At 69.3% G+C, this 15,984-nt stretch carries 14 protein-coding genes; 9 read left to right on the top strand and 5 right to left on the bottom strand.

The annotated features are described in order from the left end of the window. The first annotated feature begins 136 nt into the window (after positions 1-136). On the top strand, positions 137-952 hold the full coding sequence (locus SK224_RS09750; RefSeq protein ID WP_320434496.1) for a hypothetical protein: 816 nt from the start codon (positions 137-139) through the stop codon (positions 950-952). Positions 953-1,023: 71 nt separating this feature from the next. Here SK224_RS09750 and glnA read toward each other — a convergent pair whose 3' ends face one another. Further along, entirely contained in the window at positions 1,024-2,448 is a 1,425-nt protein-coding gene (gene glnA / locus SK224_RS09745) for a type I glutamate--ammonia ligase (protein WP_137416890.1), read from the bottom strand. Positions 2,449-2,583: 135 nt separating this feature from the next. Here glnA and SK224_RS09740 point away from each other — a divergent pair, with 135 nt between their 5' ends. Further along, positions 2,584-3,018, top strand: a complete 435-nt coding sequence (locus tag SK224_RS09740) for an RDD family protein (RefSeq protein WP_320434495.1) — start codon at positions 2,584-2,586, stop codon at positions 3,016-3,018. A 3-nt stretch (positions 3,019-3,021) separates the two neighbouring features. Here the strand turns inward: SK224_RS09740 and SK224_RS09735 are convergent, their stop codons facing one another. Further along, the gene (locus tag SK224_RS09735) at positions 3,022-3,732 is read right to left on the bottom strand and encodes a DUF4191 domain-containing protein (RefSeq protein WP_320434494.1); all 711 of its coding nucleotides are present in this window, start codon (positions 3,730-3,732) and stop codon (positions 3,022-3,024) included. 118 nt (positions 3,733-3,850) lie between these two features. Between SK224_RS09735 and SK224_RS09730 the strand changes: the two genes are divergently transcribed. Then, positions 3,851-5,116 carry a hypothetical protein gene (locus SK224_RS09730; RefSeq protein ID WP_320434493.1) on the top strand — a complete coding sequence of 422 codons (1,266 nt, stop codon included), beginning with the start codon at positions 3,851-3,853 and terminating at the stop codon, positions 5,114-5,116. A gap of 12 nt (positions 5,117-5,128) precedes the next feature. On the opposite strand, the gene sucB is transcribed toward SK224_RS09730, so the two are convergent. Genes sucB through SK224_RS09715 form a run of 3 tightly spaced genes read right to left on the bottom strand, consistent with a single transcriptional unit; the run spans position 5,129 to position 9,691 of the window. Next, the gene (gene sucB, locus SK224_RS09725) at positions 5,129-6,799 is read right to left on the bottom strand and encodes a 2-oxoglutarate dehydrogenase, E2 component, dihydrolipoamide succinyltransferase (RefSeq protein ID WP_320434492.1); all 1,671 of its coding nucleotides are present in this window, start codon (positions 6,797-6,799) and stop codon (positions 5,129-5,131) included. Between the two features lie 55 nt (positions 6,800-6,854). After that, entirely contained in the window at positions 6,855-8,225 is a 1,371-nt protein-coding gene (gene lpdA, locus SK224_RS09720; protein ID WP_320434491.1) for a dihydrolipoyl dehydrogenase, read from the bottom strand. Next, positions 8,222-9,691, bottom strand: coding sequence for a leucyl aminopeptidase (locus SK224_RS09715; protein WP_320434490.1), 1,470 nt, complete (start codon positions 9,689-9,691; stop codon positions 8,222-8,224). Before SK224_RS09715 ends, lpdA begins: the two co-directional genes overlap by 4 nt. 81 nt (positions 9,692-9,772) lie before the next feature. On the opposite strand from SK224_RS09715, the gene SK224_RS09710 reads away from it, so the two are divergent. The 6 genes from SK224_RS09710 to SK224_RS09685 all read left to right on the top strand — a co-directional run bounded on the left by SK224_RS09710 (position 9,773) and on the right by SK224_RS09685 (position 15,982). Beyond that, positions 9,773-10,702 (top strand): PAC2 family protein, encoded by a 930-nt coding sequence (locus SK224_RS09710; protein WP_320434489.1) that lies wholly within the window; start codon positions 9,773-9,775, stop codon positions 10,700-10,702. Positions 10,703-10,902: 200 nt separating this feature from the next. After that, a complete protein-coding gene (locus SK224_RS09705) occupies positions 10,903-12,246 on the top strand; it encodes an RNA polymerase sigma factor (RefSeq protein WP_320434488.1) in 1,344 nt (447 codons plus the stop codon). A 7-nt stretch (positions 12,247-12,253) separates the two neighbouring features. Continuing rightward, on the top strand, positions 12,254-13,549 hold the full coding sequence (locus SK224_RS09700) for a MurT ligase domain-containing protein (RefSeq protein WP_320434487.1): 1,296 nt from the start codon (positions 12,254-12,256) through the stop codon (positions 13,547-13,549). After that, positions 13,546-14,292, top strand: coding sequence for a glutamine amidotransferase (locus SK224_RS09695; RefSeq protein WP_320434486.1), 747 nt, complete (start codon positions 13,546-13,548; stop codon positions 14,290-14,292). The genes SK224_RS09700 and SK224_RS09695 overlap by 4 nt, the downstream gene beginning before the upstream one ends. 5 nt (positions 14,293-14,297) lie before the next feature. Next, on the top strand, positions 14,298-14,951 hold the full coding sequence (locus SK224_RS09690) for an alanine racemase (protein WP_320434485.1): 654 nt from the start codon (positions 14,298-14,300) through the stop codon (positions 14,949-14,951). A gap of 5 nt (positions 14,952-14,956) precedes the next feature. Next, a complete protein-coding gene (locus SK224_RS09685) occupies positions 14,957-15,982 on the top strand; it encodes an alanine racemase (protein WP_320434747.1) in 1,026 nt (341 codons plus the stop codon). Positions 15,983-15,984: the final 2 nt, after the last annotated feature.

The following is a 15,984-nucleotide window of genomic DNA, read 5'->3' as shown; positions in this document are numbered from 1 at the left end:
CTCTGGTGGTCGTGGAGCGAGCCCACGGCCACCAGAGAGACGTTCATCCCCATCTGCCCGCAAGGGCGGGTCCTCGCCGCATCCTCATCCGTATGCTGGACGGCAACCGCTGAGTGCGCTCGCGAGACTCGGCGCGATGCACAGCGACACGATGAAAACCGGGGGAACGATGTCCGATCCGCAGCAGCCGTCCGATCCGCACGTTCCCGCGCCCGACGCCGTGGCCCAGTCGTGGCCCGTTGCGAGCGAGCAGCCGGCGGCGCCGCAGTCGGGCGATGCTCCGCAGCCGCCCGCCGCAGCGGCACCCCAGCCGACCTATCCGTCGTACGGTGTCCCGCCGCAGCCCTACGGCGTTCCTCCGCAGCAGGGCTACTCCGGATACGTGCAGCCGCAGGCACCGGGTTACCCGACGGCCCCACAGGGATACAACCAACCGCCGGCTCCGGGCCACGCGCCGGCGCAGGGATACGCCGTACCGCCCCAGCAGGGCTATCCGCCGGTGCAGGGATACCAGGTGACGCAGGCGCCCGGGTACCCGCAGCAGCAGCCCGTCTACGCGCCGCATCCTGGTTACCAGCCTCCGGCGCCCGGACAGCAGTCGGCCGTGGCGTCGTCAACAGCGGGCGCAGCCCCGGTTGTCGCGGGCCCACCCACCAACAACCCCGCGCTGTGGTCGCTGATTCTCGGCGCGATCTCGGCCGCATCCCTGCTCAGCCTGCTGATCCCCTTCCTCGGATTCTTCATCGTGATCATGACGTTCCCGCTGAGCATCTGCTCGGTCGCACTCGGCTACGCAGGGCTCGCGAAGGCGAAGCGTACCGGCGGCGTGGGACGCACGCTCGCGATCATCGGCATGATCTTCGGTCATATCGTGCTGCTGCTCGCCGTCGCCGTCGGCGTCTTCCTCTTGGTCGCACTCGTCGCGGCCATGAGCAGCGGCTCCTTCGGCTGAGCCGTAGACACGAAGAACCGCCCCGGCGAGTGCCGGGGCGGTTCTTCATGGGGAGCGCGAGGCTCTGGTCGTCAGACGCCGAAGTAGAGCTCGTACTCGAAGGGGTGCGGGCGCTGAGCGATCGGCTGGATCTCGTTCTCGATCTTGTACTCGATCCAGGTCTCGATGAGCTCCTCGGTGAAAACGCCACCCTGCAGCAGGAACTCGTGGTCGGCGCGCAGCGCCTCGAGCGAGTCGAGCAGCGAGTTCGGCACCTGCGGGATGCCCTTGGCCTCCTCGGGGGGAAGCTCGTACAGGTCCTTGTCGACCGGCTCGTGCGGCTCGATGCGGTTCTTGATGCCGTCGAGACCGGCCATGAGCTGAGCGGCGAACGCGAGGTACGGGTTGCCCGAGGCGTCGGGCGCGCGGAACTCGATGCGCTTGGCCTTGGGGTTGGTGCCCGTGATCGGGATGCGGATGGCCGCCGAGCGGTTTCCGGCCGAGTAGACCAGGTTGACCGGAGCCTCGAAGCCCTTCACCAGGCGGTGGTAGCTGTTCAGCGTGGGGTTCGTGAAGGCCAGGACGGCCGGCGCGTGCGCCAGGATGCCGCCGATGTACCAGCGGGCGATGTCGGACAGGCCGCCGTAGCCCTTCTCGTCGTAGAACAGCGGCTTGCCGTCGTTCCACAGCGACTGGTGCGTGTGCATTCCGGAGCCGTTGTCGCCGAAGAGCGGCTTGGGCATGAAGGTCGCGACCTTGCCCCACTGCTCGGCGACGTTCTTGACGATGTACTTGAACTTCAGGATGTCGTCGGCCGCGTGCACCATGGTGTCGAAGCGGTAGTTGATCTCCTGCTGGCCGCCGGTGCCCACCTCGTGGTGCGCGCGCTCGAGGATGAGGCCGGCCTCGATGAGGCGCAGGCTGATGTCGTCGCGGAGGTCCGCCGTCTTGTCGACGGGGGAGACGGGGAAGTAGCCGCCCTTGTACGGGGTCTTGTTGGCCAGGTTGCCGCCCTCTTCGGCGCGGCCCGTGTTCCAGGCGCCCTCTTCGGAGTCGACCGAGTAGAAGCTCGAGTTCTGCTTCACCTCGTAGCGGACGTCGTCGAAGATGTAGAACTCGGCCTCGGGGGCGAAGAACGCGGTGTCGGCGATGCCGGTGGAGGCGAGGTACTTCTCGGCCTTCTTGGCGACCTGACGGGGGTCCTTCGAGTAGATCTCGCCGTTGCGCGGGTTGTAGATGTCGAAGACCATGACGAGCGTCTTCGCCTCGCGGAACGGGTCGAGGTACGCGGTCGACACGTCCGGGATGAGCTGCATGTCCGATTCGTGGATGTTCGCGAACCCGCGGATCGACGAGCCGTCGAACAGCTGACCGACGGTGAAGAACTCCTCGTCGACGGTGGAGGCGGGGATGTTGAAGTGCTGCTGCACACCAGGGAGATCCGTGAAGCGGATGTCGAGGAACTTGACGTCCTCGTCCTTGATGAACTTCAGCACCTCGGATGAATCACTGAACATGGAGACTCCAGAGGTAGGGCATTTCGGGAAGTTCCGCCCGCCACGGCGGGCTGATCCGACGCTATCGATCGGGCGTTGCTCGCCAGTGTCCCATATGTTTCCGGGATGTTACGGGTGCCCGATTAGGGTTGATGCATGCCCGAGACCCCCGTCGAATCCCGCTATCCCGGTGAGCGCCTCGGGCTGCCCCGTGCCGGATCGACCTCCGTCGCCCGTGTCGGACGACGCCTTCTCGCCCTGCTGATCGACTGGACCTGCGCCACGATCCTCGCCGTCGCGTTCCTCCGGTACGACCCCTGGGCTCTGCCGGCGGAAGCGGGGTTGTCGACCTTCGCGCCGATGCTCGTGTTCGCGCTCGTGCAGATCCTCTTCATCCCCCTGATCGGGGGAAGCCCGGGCCACCGCATCCTCGGGATGCGGTTGGTGCTCGTCCGCGGCGGATGGATCGGACTGTGGCGGCCGATCGTGCGCACCGTGCTGTTGCTGCTCGTCATCCCCGCGGTCGTCTGGGATGCCGACCAACGCGGCCTGCACGATCAGGCCGCGGGGAGCATCCTCATCCGATCCTGAGGATCAACGCGGGCGCTGAGCCCGCACGCGGTTGGGGTCGACGCCCTTCGGGATCGGCAGCGACGTCAGCGACTGCGACACCGAGTCGATCCGCTTGATGACGGCGGCCATCGTGGTGCGGTCGATCTTCTTCGGCAGAGCCTTGATCGTGCCCGCGAGCTTCGCGATCGGAACCTCGTCGTCGCCGTGGCCCACGTAGAACACGGTCACGGGTACGCCCGAGGCCACCCGCTGCGCCTTGGAGCGCTCGTCCGCGATGAGCCGGGTCAGACGACCGCGCGCGCCCTCGCCCACGAGAACGATGCCGCCGCGGCCGACGGCGCGGTAGACGGCCTCCTGTGTACGCGGGTTGATGCCGACGGGCATCTCGCTGGCCTGCCACCGGCGGCCGAGCGACACGGACATGACGCGTCCCGCCGCTCCCGGCATGCCGTCGATCTGCTTGTACATCGCGGTGGTCGACAGGCGGGTCGTCAGAATGAGCGAGCCCAGGATGCCGGCGAACAGGCCCGTGATGCCCCAGAGGATGACGCTCCAGATGGCGAACGGCGGGATGAGGAGGCCGACGCCCGCGCCGAGCGCGATGCCGAGCAGCACGATGCCGATGAGGGCGTACGGCAGCCAGGAGTACGCGTCCTTGGTGTAGCGGTACAGGGTCTTCAACTGCGAGAAGAATCCGGGGCGCTTCTCGGGTGCGGAATCGCGGGCTGCCATACCCTCCAGCCTACCGGTGCCGTCCGATCTCTTCTCCCCATCCGCGGGCTGCCCATCGAGTCTCCTTACATCGTGCGGCCGGAGCAGGACCCGCCGTTCCCGCGGAGACGATCGGAGCATGTCGTCGTCGCTCCTGCCCGCACCGTCGCCGTTGCGCCCGCTCCTGGAGCCGGTGGTGCTGCGCGCCGTCGCCGCCGATGCGGCCCCCTTCGACGGTCACGTCGTGGTCCACGAGGGCGAGCCGGCCCTCGCGGTCCCGGTGGCCACCGTCGAAGGCACGGGGATCTGGGCGGCCTCGGGTGAGCACGTCATGGCGCCACTGGACATCGTCACGACGATTCAGGGCCCGCTCGTTCTCCTCCCGGGGGTCCGCTGCCCCCTCGAGTCGCTGCTTCGTCGCCGGGTGACGGTGGATCCGGGTGAGGCCGTCACCATCGTCGTGAGCCTGCTCCGCGGCGTCGCGGCGGAGAACACCGCGCATCCACGGGGCAGTTGCGTCGGCGCCTGGTGGCTGGACAATGCCGGGACACCGCTGTTCGTCCACGCTCACGAGGGCTCCGCCGCAGCGGTGGGTGCCGCCGAACTGATGGCGATGCTCGACCCCGGTGATCATGAAGCCGCAGCACGCGCGATCACTGCGGCGGCGGGCGCGGTGATCGACACCGCGCGTATCGTCCGGGGGCTGCCTGCTCTGGAGGACGACCTGTTCGCCGCGGCGCGGCCCCAGGCAGTGCGCATCGACGGACCATCCGCCGGAGCGTCGATCACGCGCGCCCAGGCGCGCGCGGAGGCCAATCGGCCCACCGCGGCCTGGCGGCGCCTGACCGTGGCGATGGACGGTTCACTCAGCGACCTGGTCGCCGAGCGCGTAGACGCCCTCCGTCAGCGATGGCGTCGTCCCACCCCGGCGAAGAAGCACCGCTCCCGTCGACCCGTGCTGCTCGTCGGGATCGGGGTCGTGGGTCTGGTTCTCGCGGTGGGGCTGCTGTGGCCGGAACCCGACGACAGCGCACCCGTGCCGGCATCATCCCGGGCTTCCCTCGCCGCGGAGGCGGGGAGCTCGGCGCCGCCCGGGCAAGCTCCTGCCGCGGCGCAGGTGTCGGACGACCCCGTTGCTGCGGCACGCGGATTGCTCGCCGCATGGAACGCGTGCGGCGACGAGTCTTGTCGGCAGAAGCTGCAGGAGGCGCGGATCGAGGCCGACCCGGCAGGCGCGGCCGCGGTCGCCGACGCATCGCTGACGGTCATCGACGACCTCGGCGATCTCACCCTCCTACGTGCCGACGATCCGAGCGGTCGAGCGGTGTCGCAGATCGTGGCGATCGTGCGCCAGAACGACGAATGGGTGCTGCGCGGCATCCACGATGTCGCGCAGCACCCATAGGTGCGGGGAAGGTCAGATCCCGAGGTCTCCGGCGAAGTCGGCCGTCTCGAGGCGCGTCTTCATCGCCGACAGGAAGCGTGCCGCGTCGGCGCCGTCGATGATCCGGTGGTCATACGACAGAGCCAGGTACACGTAGGAGCGGACCGAGAACGCGTCCTTGCCGTCGACCGTCACGACGCCGGGGCGCTTGACGACGGTGCCCGTGCCGAGGATGGCGGACTGCGGCAGGAACACGACCGGGGTGTCGAACAGCGCCCCGCGGGAGCCCGTGTTCGTGACCGTGAAGGTGCCCCCGGCGAGCTCGTCGGGCTTCAGCTTGTTGTCGCGCGTGCGGGCCGCGAGGTCGGCGATGTCGTGAGCGATCTGGGCGAGGTTCTTGTCGCCCGCCTCGCGCACGACCGGCGTGAGCAGGCCACGCTCCGTGTCGACCGCGATCGAGATGTTCTCGCTCGACGGGTAGACGATCTGCTCGCCGTCGACGGTGGCGTTGATGACGGGATACGTCTTCAACGCCTCGGCGGCGGCCAGGACGAAGAACGGCAGGAAGGAGAGCTTGTCGCCCGTCTTCTGCTGGAACTCGTTCTTGACGCCGTCGCGGAACAGCGCGACCTTCGTCACGTCGACCTCGACCACGGTGGTGAGCTGCGCGGTGGCCTGCATCGACTCGACCGCGCGCTTGGCGAGCACCTTGCGCAGACGCGACATCGGCTGCGTCGTGCCGCGGAGCTCGGACACCTCGACGGGAGCCTTGGCCGCTGCCGGGGCTGCGGGTGCGGACGGAGCGGCGGGAGCGGCGGCGGCCTCGGCGGCCTTGAGCACGTCTTCCTTGCGGATGCGTCCGCCGACACCCGAGCCGGTCACGGTCGACAGGTCGACGCCCTGCTGGGCGGCGAGGCGGCGCACGAGCGGCGTCACGTAACCCGAGCCCTCGTCACCGGAGGTCTCGGCCGCGGGCGCCGGTGCCGCAGCAGCGGCGGGTGCCGGTGCCGCAGCGGGGGCCGGCGTTGCGGGGGCCTCGGCCTCGGCCTCTTCGACCTCGACGGGCTTCTCCGTGGACGGAGCCTCGGGAGCGGCCTCAGCGGCCGAAGCAGCGCCGTCGCCGATGCGGGCGAGCGGGCTTCCGACCGCGACCGTCTCGTCTTCCTGGACGAGGATGGCCTGCAACGTGCCGGCGAACGGCGCGGGGATCTCGGTGTCGACCTTGTCGGTGGAGATCTCGAGCAGCGGTTCGTCCACGGCGACCTCGTCGCCCACGGCCTTGAGCCAGCGGGTGACGGTGCCTTCGGTCACGCTCTCGCCGAGCTCCGGCAGGACGACATCGCGGCCACCGGATGCGGCGGGCGCGGCGTCTGCGGCAGGTGCCGGCTCGGCGGCCGGAGCCGCTTCGGCGGCGGGCTCGGGAGCGGCGGCCACCTCGGGCTCTGCGGCGGGAGCCGCAGCGGCGGAGCCGTCGCCGATCTTGGCGAGGACGGCGCCCACCTCGACGGTGTCGTCCTCCTGGAAGAAGATCTCTTCGATGACGCCGCTGACCGGCGAGGGGATCTCGGTGTCGACCTTGTCGGTGGAGATCTCGAGCAGACCCTCGTCCGCCTCCACCGTGTCACCCACATTCTTGAGCCAGCGGGTGACCGTTCCCTCGGTGACGCTCTCGCCGAGAGCGGGGAGGACAACGGAAGTGCTCATGGGATTTGCTCCTTCGAACTGCGATATCGGTGTCTAGCTTAGTGAAGCCGAAGCCTCATAGCGTGTGCAGGGGCTTGCCTGCCAGAGCCAGAAACGCTTCGGACAGCGCCTCGCTCTGAGTGGGGTGGGCGTGGATGAAGGGGACCACATCCTCGGGGTGTGCGTCCCAGCCGATCACCAGCTGCGCCTCGGTGATCAGCTCGCCCACCCGCGGACCCGCGAGATGGACGCCCACCACGGGCCCGTCGACGCGTCGGATCACCCGCGCGACACCGCCGCCACCCAGGATCTCGGTGCGCGCGTTGCCTGCCAGGTTGTAGTCGACGACGCGGATGCCGTCGGCGCCGTAACGCTCCTCGGCCGCCCGGCGCGTGATGCCCACCGACGCGAGTTCGGGCGAGCTGTACACCACGCGCGGCACGAGCTCGTCCGAGACGATCGTGGGGTCCTGGCCCGCGATCCGCTCGGCCACGGCGATGCCGTGTTGGAACCCGCGGTGCGCGAGTTGCGGGCCCGCAACGATGTCGCCGACGGCCCAGATCCCGGGAACGGTGGTGCGCAGCCGCTCATCGACGACGACGAAGCCGCGATCGAGGACGACCCCGGCCTCCTCGAGTCCGATGCCGTCGGCTGCGGGCTCACGCCCGACGGCCACCAGCAGGTATTCGCCGGTGACGACGCTTCCGTCCGCCAGCTCGACGCGCACATGCTGCTCATCCTGGGTGACGGCGACGAAGGGTGATCCGAGCCGGGTCTGGATGCCGCGGCGACGGAACGCGCGGGAGAGCTGCTGGCGCAGGATCTCGTCCTCCGCGGGGACGAGGCTGTCGGCGGCCTCGACGATCGTGACCTCGGCTCCGAGGGAGCGCCAGAGACTGGCGAACTCCACGCCGATGACGCCGCCGCCCAGCACGATCGCCTGCGACGGGACCTCGTCGAGCTCGAGCGCGGTCTCGCTGGAGAGGATGCGGCCGCCGAGCTCGATCCCCAGGGTGCGGGTGCGAGCCCCGGTGGCGACGATGATGTCGGTGGCCGCGATCGTCTCGCCGTCCACCGCCACGACGCCGGGTGACGCGATCCGGCCGCGGCCGGGCAGTATCTCCACGCCGCGTGCTGACAGCAGGCCCTGCAGACCCTTGTACTTCTTGGCGACCAGGTCGGTGCGGAACGCGTGCATCGCGGGGACGTCGATCGCCTCGAGCGTCGCCTTCACACCCAAAGAAGGGCCTTCACGGACCGCATCCGCCGTCTCGCCGACGTGTAGGAGCGCCTTGGTGGGGACGCATCCGCGATGCAGACACGTGCCGCCCATCTTGTCGGCTTCGATGACGACGACCTTCTTGCCCAGCTCCGCGGCGCGGAGAGCGGCCGCGTAGCCACCACTGCCGCCGCCGATGATGGCGACGTCCGTGCTGCGGGCGGTCACCGCGAGGATCCGGTGACGAGGTCGATCAGGCTGCGAACGGTGGCGGCGGTGGGCCCCTTGTCGGTGAAACCGTAGCCCGCGCCCTTGTTCATCCCGACTCCCGCGATGTCGAGGTGCACCCACGGGATGCGCGGCGAGTCGGGACCGTCGGTACGGCCGACGAACCGCTGCAGGAAGAGGCCGGCGAACAGGGAGCCTGCGGCGGGGTCGCCGATCTTCGCGTTGACCATATCGGCGATCGGGGAGTCGAGCTCCTCCTCCATGTGCGCCGGGAGGGGCAAACGCCACGAGAGCTCGGAGACCCGGTCGGCCGACGCGAGGTACTCGGCCACGGCGTCGTCGGAACCCATGACGCCGGTGAGGCGGTTGCCGAGCGCGACGGTGATGGCGCCCGTCAGGGTGGCGACATCGACGATCAGATCGGGGTGCTCACGGCTGGCCGCGACGAGGCCGTCGCCCAGGACGAGGCGGCCCTCCGCATCCGTGTTGAGCACCTCGACCGTTGTTCCGTCGGCCATGCGCAGGACATCGCCCGGGCGGGTCGCGCGGCCGGACGGCATGTTGTCGGCGATGCAGAGCCAGGCCGTCACGCGGACGTCCGCGGCGAGCTGCGCCGCCGCGCGAACGACGGCGAGGACGGTCGCGGCGCCGCACATGTCGTATTTCATCCCGACCATGGAGGCTGCGGGCTTGAGCGAGAGGCCGCCCGTGTCGAAGGTGATTCCCTTGCCGACGAGCGCGATGTGGCGCTTCGCATCGGCGGGGGAGTAATCGAGGCGGACGAGTCGCGGCGGACGGTCGGAGCCCTGCCCGACGCCGAGGATCCCGCCGAAGCCCTCCTCGAGAAGCCGCGCCTCGTCGTAGACCTCGACGGTGATCGGGAGATCGGCGACCAGCTCGGCGGCCTGATCCGCGAGATCGGCCGGCCCCAGCCACTCGGCGGGCGTGGATACGAGGTCCTTCACGACGGCGGCGGCGGATGCGGTCGCCCGCGCCGCGGCGAGGTCTGCTTCGGTACCGTCGGCGTGCACGGTCACCGACTCGGCGCGCGTCTTGCCCGCGGAGCTCTTGTAGCCCGCGAATCGATAACCACCGAGGCCCGCGCCCTCTGCGAGTTCGCGTGCCCCGCCGATCACGGAGGGTGCGGCGATCGACAACGAGCCGAAGCCGACGAGCGTGCGCACGCCCGCGCCCACGGCGAAGCGCAGCGCTGCGCCGTCGGGTGCGCCCCCGGTACCCACGACGGCGACGGGGACGGAGGGAAGCTCGGCCACTCCCGGAAGGACCACGCGCTGCACGGCCCCGGCGGCACCGGTGAAGCCGACCGCATCCAGCGAGTCGCGCATCGCCTGGCCGAGTCCGTCGTCGTAGAACGCGTCATCGAGGGGAGGCAGTGCCAGCAGCAGCGCGTCCGCGGTGCTGTCGGTGAGAGGGGCCGAGGTGAAGTGCAGATCCGGGAACGGCATGACTCCATCCTAAGGACGCCGAAGCGAGTAGAGACGGCCCACCGCGGCCGTTGCGTGTTCGCAGCCTCGTACCATGGAGGAATGTCCTGGACCCCGCCGCTGTACGTGAGCGTCGATGACGCGCCCGCGGTGCCCACCGGGCTGCCGCTCGTGATTCTGCTCACGGGTTTCACGGATGCGGGTTCCGCCGTGTCGCAGTCGATCGCGTATCTGCGCGATGAGGCGAGCCCCGCGGTACTGCTGCGCTTCGAGAACGACGTGCTGCTCGACTACCGTGCGCGCAGGCCCCAGATCACCTTCGACGCCGACCACCTCACCGATTACCGTCCGGCGCGTCTCGAACTCTCGCTGGCTTACGACGCCCTCTCCCGTCCGTTCCTTCTGCTGGCCGGTTACGAGCCCGATTTCGCGTGGGAGGCGTTCGTCAACGCCGTCGTGGGGGCGGCGACGGCGTTCGCCGTCTCGTCGGTCACGTGGGTGCACGCGATCGGCATGCCGGTGCCGCACACGCGCCCCTTGGGCACGACGGTATCGGGCAACCGCGCGGCGCTCACCGAGGCGCACTCGGTCTGGAAGCCGCACACGACCGTGCCCGCGACGGTAGGGCATCTGCTCGAGTACCGCTTCGTCGCCTCGGGCCACTCCGTCGCAGGCTTCGTCCTCTTGGTTCCGCACTATCTCAGCGACACCGAGTATCCGGCGTCCGCCATCACCGCGCTCGACAGCATCACGGCCGCCACAGGCCTCGTCTTCGCTGTCGACGACCTGCGGGAGCAGAACGAGGACTTTCTGTCGAAGGTGGGTGAGCAGGTGAGTGCGAGCGATGAACTCACCACGATGCTCACGGGCTTGGAAGAGCGATACGACGCCTACATGGCGGGCGCGACGATGGCGACACCGCTCCTGCATGAGGCGGATCTGCCCAGCGCGGACGAGATCGCGGCGGAGCTGGAACGCTTCCTCGCCAACGGCTCCCATGACGACGATCAACGGGGACCGAGTTTCGGCTGACGCCAGGCGTCGGGGGAATGCAGGGGGATCCGGGGGTGTTGTCAAGAAGAGCAGGCCGCGCGTGCAATGCCGCGGTCGGGGGTATGAGACAATAGAGCACCGGCCCGTTGTCGATCAAGGAGTTTCCCGCTCCGGACTTGACAAGGGTCTTACTCGTGTTCGAGAACGACCGGCGTGATCGCGTCGGTGAAAGGTGAACCGTGACTCCTGGCACGAAGACCGAATCCCGCTCGCGGAAGACCGCGACGCCGGGTGACGAGGAGGTCGTCGACACGGCGACCGAGACCGCGGCGCCGGCCAAGAAGGCGCCCGCGAAGAAGGCTCCGGCCAAGAAGGCTCCGGCGAAGAAGGCGCCCGCCAAGAAGAAGGCAGCCGGCGACGACGAGGAAGAGTTCGAGGACGACGTCGATGTGGACGTCGAGGTCGACGACAGCGACGACGCCGAAGAGGGCGACGAGCAGCAGGCTGCGGGCGAGAAGAAGGGCGCCAAGGCGTCCGACGACGATGCGGACGACGAAGACGGCGAGAACACCAAGCCGGCCTTCAGCGAGCCGCTTCCCACCGGCGCCATCGTCATCTCCTCGAACGACGAGGACGACGTTCCGGTCTACTCGACGCAGATCACCGGCGCCACCGCCGACCCGGTCAAGGACTACCTGAAGCAGATCGGTAAGGTACCGTTGCTGAACGCGGCCGAAGAGGTCGAGCTCGCCATGCGGATCGAGGCGGGTCTGTTCGCCGAGGAGAAGCTGTCGAAGATGTCGGCAGCCGAGAAGTCGACGCAGCTCGGTCTCGACCTGCAGTGGGTCGCACGCGACGGGCAGCGCGCCAAGAGCCACCTGCTGGGCGCGAACCTGCGCCTGGTCGTCTCGCTCGCGAAGCGCTACACCGGACGCGGCATGCAGTTCCTGGATCTGATCCAGGAGGGCAACCTCGGCCTGATCCGCGCGGTGGAGAAGTTCGACTACACCAAGGGCTTCAAGTTCTCGACCTATGCGACGTGGTGGATCCGTCAGGCCATCACTCGCGCCATGGCCGACCAGGCGCGCACCATCCGTATCCCGGTGCACATGGTCGAGGTCATCAACAAGCTGGCACGCGTGCAGCGCCAGATGCTCCAGGATCTGGGTCGTGAGCCCACGCCCGAGGAGCTCAGCCGCGAGCTCGACATGACCCCCGAGAAGGTCATCGAGGTGCAGAAGTACGGCCGTGAGCCGATCTCGCTGCACACGCCGCTGGGTGAAGACGGCGACAGCGAGTTCGGCGACCTCATCGAGGACACCGAGGCGGTGGTCCCCGCCGATGCGGTGGGCTTCACGATGCTGCAACGTCAGCTCGAGTCTCTCCTCGACTCGCTGAGCGAGCGCGAGGCAGGTGTCATCCGCATGCGTTTCGGTCTCGGCGACGGCCAGCCCAAGACCCTCGACCAGATCGGCGACACGTTCGGTGTGACCCGCGAGCGGATCCGCCAGATCGAGTCGAAGACCATGGCGAAGCTGCGGCACCCCAGCCGTTCGCAGTCGCTGCGCGACTACCTGGAGTGATCGGGGCGTGAGCGGCAGCATCCGTTATGTTCCCGCGGTGCTCGCAGGCAAGGCCGCCCGTTTCGCCACGCGTCTGCGTGGTGGCGGGTCGGCCTTCCCGGGCTACCTCGCCAACCGGCTCGCGCCGAGTCTGCTGAGCAGCCTCGCGGCGCAGTTCCCGTACGGCGTGGTCTTCGTCCTCGGCTCCAACGGGAAGACGACGACCACGCACATGGTCAGTGAGGTGCTGCGCGCCCACGGGCTGCGTGTGTTCACCAACCCGACCGGCGCCAATCTGCCGCAGGGCGTGACCAGCGCACTGCTGGCCGAAGCGACCCCCACCGGTAAGGTGCGGGCCGACGTGGCCGTGCTCGAGGTGGATGAGGGGTACGCGGCGGATCTCGCCGACATCCTCTCGCCTCGCGTCATCGTCGCGCTCAACGTGCAGGTCGACCAGCTCTACCGCTTCTACGAGACCGAGCGCGTCGCCGACATGATGCTGCACGCCGCGACCCGTGCGTCCGTGCGCGTGGTGGTCAACCGCGACGATCCGTACCTCAGCAAGATCGACACCTCGGAGCTGCGCTCTCCGGTGTCCTTCTTCGGTGCTTCCCCTGACGTCGTCGCCGCATCGGCACACGGACTGAACAACGCCGCCGACACTCGTAGCGGCACGGTCGGCGCTCTCGATCATCCGGCCGAGAGCGAGGTCACCTCGGTGACCGGGCGCAATGTCGAGATCACGCTCGACGGCCGGCCGATCGCCGTGGCGCTGCCGGCTCGCGGGCTGCACTACGCGGTGGACGCGGCAGCCGCTATCAGCACGGCACGCCACGTCCTGGGGGAGGCCTTCCGCGCCGACGCGGCCGCCGCCGGCTTCTCGCAGATGACGCCGGCCTACGGCCGCGGCGAGCTCGTGCCGCTACGCCGCGACCGCTCGGGTGAACAGGTCGAGTTCGTCATGTTCAAGAACGGCCCGAGTCTCCAGCTCAACGTCGACGCCCTGGACGGTGCTCCCGAGCGCGTCCTCATGGCGATCGATGAAGGCACTCCCGACGTGTCCTGGCTCTACGACGTCGACCTCAGTGCGTTCGACCACGTGGACGTCGTCACGGGGGAGAAGGCGCACCAGATCGCGACGCGACTCGCATACGCGGGCATCCCGATCGGAGTCGTCGAACCCGACATGGAGAAGGCCGTCGAACTCATGCGGGCCTTCGCTCCGACCGCGGCCGGCCGCCAGATCTGGTTCGTCAACTACGAGCTCATGATGATCGGTCGCCGCATCCTCGGCTACGGCGACCAGGAGGTGGCTCGACGATGACGATGCTGCGAATCGTTCAGCTCTACCCTGATCTGCTCGGTGTGACGGGCGATCGCGGAAACGTGGAAGTCCTCGCCGCACGTGCCTCGTTGGCCGGCCACGAGACGGAGGTGACTCTCGTCGGCCTCGGCGAGGACGCGCCGGTGGAGGCCGACCTCGTCGTGATCGGCAACGGTCCGCTTTCGGCACTGAGAGTGGTGCGAGACGACCTCGCGAGCCGTCGAGAGTGGCTCAGGGCGCTCATCGGAGGCGGGTCTGTCGTGCTCGCCGTGGGCGGGGGGTCCGAGCTGCTCTCCGAGGGGATCGACCTCGTCGACGGCACGCACCTCGACGGCCTCGGACTCATCCCCGCCCGCGTGGGGCGTACGAAGCAGCGCCGGGTGGGTTACGTCGTCGCCGACACCGCCGACGGAAAGCTCGTCGGATTCGAAGACCACGCATCGCTGTGGCGCCTGAGCGATCCCGCCATGGCCTACGGCACCGTGACCGCCGGCAACGGCGGGATCGAGGGCGGGTTCGAAACGGTCCGCATGGGCTCGGTCTACGCGACGAACGTGCAGGGCCCGGTGCTGCCGCTCAACCCCGACCTGGCCGACGCGCTGCTCACGGAGGCGTTCGCGCGTCTCGAGGCGCAGTATTCGCCCGGCCCCGCGCACGCTGAGATCGATGCGCACGCGCGTGCGGCACGCGCGGAGATCGAGCGCCTCGCCGTTGACAAGCGCTTCACCGCGATCCAGCTCTGAGACGCATGAGCGACGACGGCGCACCCGTGGCGCGCATCCGCATGTCGGCAATCGTGACCAACGTGCGATCGGCCGGCGTCGTCGCCCCGGTCGTCGACCTTCGCCGTGACGCATACGGCCACGGTCTCCTGGCGACCGCCTCCGCCCTGCGCGCCCAGACGGACGCTGTGCTGCTCGTCGACGACGCCGCCGAACTCGTCGAGTTCGATCGCACGGTGACGGCGGGGTCCGCGACTCTCGCGCCGGACGTTGTCTTCGGGTGGGATCGGACGCTTCCCGCAATGACACTGGTCGGCACCGTGCTCTCCACCAAGGCGCTGCATGCCGGCGAGGGCGTCTCGTACGGCTACATCCATCGCGCGCCGCAGGATACGCGTGTCGCGCTCGTGACGGGCGGCTACGCGCAGGGCGTGGTGCGTGAGCTCGGCAACCGCGCGCACGTCATGATCGGCGGCGCTCCGCATCCGATCGTGGGCCGCGTGGCGATGGATGTGTGTGTCGTCGACATCGGCGAGGCGCCCGTGGCACGCGGAGACCGGGCGGTGTTCTTCGGCGACGACGGACCGCGTGTCGCCGACTGGGCGCGCGCGACCGGATGGCGCGCGGACGAGATCGCGACCGCGGTGGGACTGCGGGCTCGGCGGGAGGAGACGCGTTGAGCTCCGTGTTGCACGTGGATCTGGATCAGCTTGCTCGTAACATCGCCGTGGTGCGCGACCGAGTGGCGCCGACCGCGCTCATGCTCGTGGTGAAGGACGACGCGTACGGGCACGGAGTGTCGCAGGTGGTGCGTCGTGCCGTGGCGGAGGGAGTCGGCTGGATCGGCGCGTTCGACGTCGCGACGGCGCTCGAGGTGCGACGGGCCGTCGGGCAGGAGGCGCGCATCTTCGTCTGGATGATCGCCGGCGAGAGTGCGATCCTCTCGGCGCTCGATGCCGATCTCGACCTCGGTGTCGGCGACGCGGACCTCCTCGAGGAGGTGGCGGATGCGGCCCGCGCGCGCGGAACTCGCGCCCGCATCCACCTGAAGGTCGACACCGGTCTGCACCGCAACGGCATCCGTCCGGAGGAATGGACGGATGCGGTGAACCGCGTCGTCGCGCTGGCCCGTGACGGCGTGGTGGAACTCGCCGGCGTCTGGAGCCACATCGCCGAGGCGTCCGACGACGAGGACGATCTCTCGCGGGCGGCGTTCGAACAGGCGGTCGTCGCCGTGACGGCCGCGGGTTTCGACCGTCCGCTCCGCCATCTCGCCGCGAGCGCGGCTTCCTCGGCCCGCGCGGAGTTCCGGTACGACCTCGTCCGTGTGGGGGCTTTCTGCTACGGGATCCGCCCCGCGGGCGGTCCAGCCGACGCGGAACTCGGCATCGCGCCTATCGGGTCGTGGGACGCGGAGGTGCTCTCCGTCGACGATGATCGGGTTCGCATCGGCGCGGGCGCGCTGGACGGGCTGGTCTCGGTGCTGGGCGGGCGTGTGGACGTCCAGACGCCGGCGGGTCCGCGGCGTCTGGTGGCGGTGGACGAGGTCAGCGCGGTGGTCGTCGGATGGGACGGTGCGCGCGCGGGTGATCGGGTGCGCATCTATGGCACGGATGCGGCGAGCCCCACCGATCTGGCCGAAACGATCGGCACGATCGGCGAGGAGATCGCGCTGCGGGTATCGCCGCTCGTGGAGCGCCGATACCGCTGAGG

The organism is Microbacterium sp. BG28 (assembly GCF_034044005.1).
Classification (GTDB): domain Bacteria; phylum Actinomycetota; class Actinomycetes; order Actinomycetales; family Microbacteriaceae; genus Microbacterium.
Note: the sequence above shows the minus strand (reverse complement) of the source record. Positions and strands in the feature narration are given on the sequence as shown.